Here is a 2,765-nt window from a genome sequence, read left to right as displayed (position 1 = left end):
ACGGCTGGACCTCCGTAACGAACTTCGGCACGGAAGCCATCAAACTGCCCGCCGGCAAGGTACTGGTCTCCAGTTCAACACTGATGGGAGACTCCCTGCCCGGAGCGACCACTGCCTGGCTCCAGCCCTAGCTTTACATGCAGGAATAAGCCCCGGGAGCACTGTGTAGCGCGCCATTGGCCTGAGTAGCACGAAGCTTATCCCCCGGCTAAACGCGGGGACTGAGAGTCGTAAGGTGGTAATTCAGGCCTCCTACTTGTGACCAGGGGTTCAACTGCAAACTGAAAGAGCGGCGGCGGGAAACCTCCCGCCGCCGCTCTTTTCTCGATCAGATGGAACTACCCGCCAACCTGACAGGATCAGGTCGTATACCCTGACTTTGTTCTGGAACGAGCCTAGAGCTCAACCTGACAGGACGAGGTTGGGAGACAGCAGTGGCGGGACAGCAAACGTCCTGAAGTTTGGCGCGCAGACGGGATGGCAAGTCGTCCCACTTCAACACGTCCCGCTGCCAGTCGCCCAGGCTCCCCCGATGAGCGAGAGAATCGCGCATCTGTCGGTCGGTTCTACCTCATTGCCATGTGCTGGTACTGGGAAATTCCATGACTGGGCAAACCGGCTCTCCAAGGACAGCTTCGGGACAAAATTCATCTAGCTGCGCTGCATAGGCCTGCGGCCCAATGAATAACACGAAGCCCAGCGCTATCATCCGGGGGACGACCGCGAGGTGCGCGAAAGCTAGGCAGTTTCTTTTATGTCATCGGGTACGACGGCCTCCGAAGGATCGGGCATTGAGCGTGGACGCAGGGTAAGGGCGCGTTCTTCAACGTAGTTGAGGGCATGACGGACTGCGCCGATCGACACTATGCTGTCGCCGAGCGTTGAGGCCTTCACCTTCGGCGGAGTGGACGTGAAGGTTGGGAGATGTTTTTGGATGATGGGGATGACAGCGTTGGCAGGAGCTGCCACGCCGCCGGCAAGGACAACAATTTCGGGGTTGAGAATGGTGCTGAATGATCCGATAACGCGCGCCATGCGTAGGGAGAGCCTGTTAACGATCTCAATGGCCGCAGTGTCATTATCTGCGGCCGCGGCGAAGATTGCCTCGGCGGTCAGCTGGTCCGGATCGCCGTTGCACACTTCGCGGAGCCTAGTAGTAGCACCGGAATCAAGGACTTCCCTTCCCCAGTGGTGGGCCCAGTAGGCCATACCCATCGGGTCTCCCACTCCTTCAAGTTGGTAGAGGTAGCCCAGTTCTCCAAACGCTCCGTTATTACCGTGCAGGAGCCGCCCGGATTCAAGGACGCCGGATCCGAGACGGTCACCAGCCAAGACTACGACGAGATCATCGATACCCTCCGCTGTGCCCCGCCAGCGCTCGGCAAGAGCGGCGAGGTTGGCGTCGTTTTCAATGAGGACGTTCCATCCATGCCACTCCGAGAGTGCCTTCCGGACATCGAAGGTCCCCCAAAACTCCTGGGCTGTGAGAACTTCACCGTCACGGCTGACCGGGGCTGCAACCCCCAGCGAGACAGCGAGGATTCGTTCGGGAGCTACTCCCGCCTTCGCTAGGGCGTCATCGGTTATCGCACGCAGCAGGTCAGCACGTTCTTGTGCCGGTGCATTCAAGACCTGGAACGGAACGGCGATTCTCGAGATCACTGTGCCGGCCATGTCGGCCAGGACGGCGGTCATTCTTCGGTTACCGATATCGATGCCCAGGACGAACGCAGCCTGCGCATCGAAGGCGAAGCGGCGGGCCGGCCGGCCCTTGACGTAAGCGGCGGTCGACCGCCCGTTTTCCAACTCACGGACCCACCCCCTGTCCACAAGGTCCTCGCAGATTGCAATCACGGTGGCCCTTGTAAGTCCCGTGAGTTCCATCAATTCGCCAACGTTGACGGGACCACCGGACTCCCGCATAAAGCCCAGCACCATTGCTGCATTCATTTCTCGCAGAGACTGCTGTGACACTGCCAGCCCCCTTGACCTCACCTGATCCATTCCCCCATACTAACTCTTGTTGCTATATTTACTGACTAAATCTAATCCATCGTCCGCTTTGGCTTAGAAACAACCTCCGGAACCGACCGCTAAGAACGAAGTAAAGGACCCCGTTTTGTCCTCCATGGCCACCAAGGCAACCAGCACCGAGCACATGAACATGGCCGACCCCACCTGGTGGCGCCAGGCCTCGGTCTACCAGATCTACCCCCGCAGCTTCTCTGACTCCAACGGTGACGGCATCGGTGACATCAACGGCATCACCGCCAAGGTCCCGTATCTGAAGGACCTGGGAATCGACGCGGTCTGGCTGAGCCCGTTCTACCCTTCAGCCCTCGCCGACGGCGGCTATGACGTGGACGACTACCGTAACGTTGACCCGCGGCTCGGCACGCTGGAGGACTTCAACGACATGGCTTCGGCCCTGCACGCCGCGGGCATCAAGCTGATCGTGGACATCGTCCCCAACCACTCCTCGAACCGCCACGAGTGGTTCCGGGAAGCCCTCGCCTCGCCCAAGGGATCCCCGGCCCGCGACCGCTACATCTTCCGCGACGGACTGGGCAAAAACGGTGACCTGCCGCCGTCAGACTGGGACTCCGTGTTCGGCGGCCCGGCATGGGAACGGATCACAGAACCGGACGGAACCCCTGGGCAGTGGTACATGCACATCTTCGCCAAGGAACAGCCGGACTTTAACTGGGACAACCCTGAGGTCCGCGACGACTTCCTGAAGACCCTGCGCTTCTGGTCCGACCGCG

General features: G+C 60.1%; 2 protein-coding genes. One reads left to right on the top strand and one right to left on the bottom strand.

The genetic code is table 11. The features are described 5' to 3' along the window. Positions 1–738: 738 nt before the first annotated feature. Positions 739–1,950, bottom strand: a complete 1,212-nt coding sequence (locus tag ACP7AX_RS19160; RefSeq protein WP_426228776.1) for an ROK family transcriptional regulator — start codon at positions 1,948–1,950, stop codon at positions 739–741. Positions 1,951–2,119: 169 nt separating this feature from the next. On the opposite strand from ACP7AX_RS19160, the gene ACP7AX_RS19155 reads away from it, so the two are divergent. Then, a partial coding sequence (locus ACP7AX_RS19155) for an alpha-amylase family glycosyl hydrolase (RefSeq protein WP_426228774.1) occupies positions 2,120–2,765 on the top strand: 646 nt, incomplete at its 3' end.

It is taken from the genome of Pseudarthrobacter sp. DSP2-3-2b1 (assembly GCF_049895945.1).
GTDB lineage: Bacteria > Actinomycetota > Actinomycetes > Actinomycetales > Micrococcaceae > Arthrobacter.
This window is presented reverse-complemented; position numbering and strand designations above follow the sequence as displayed.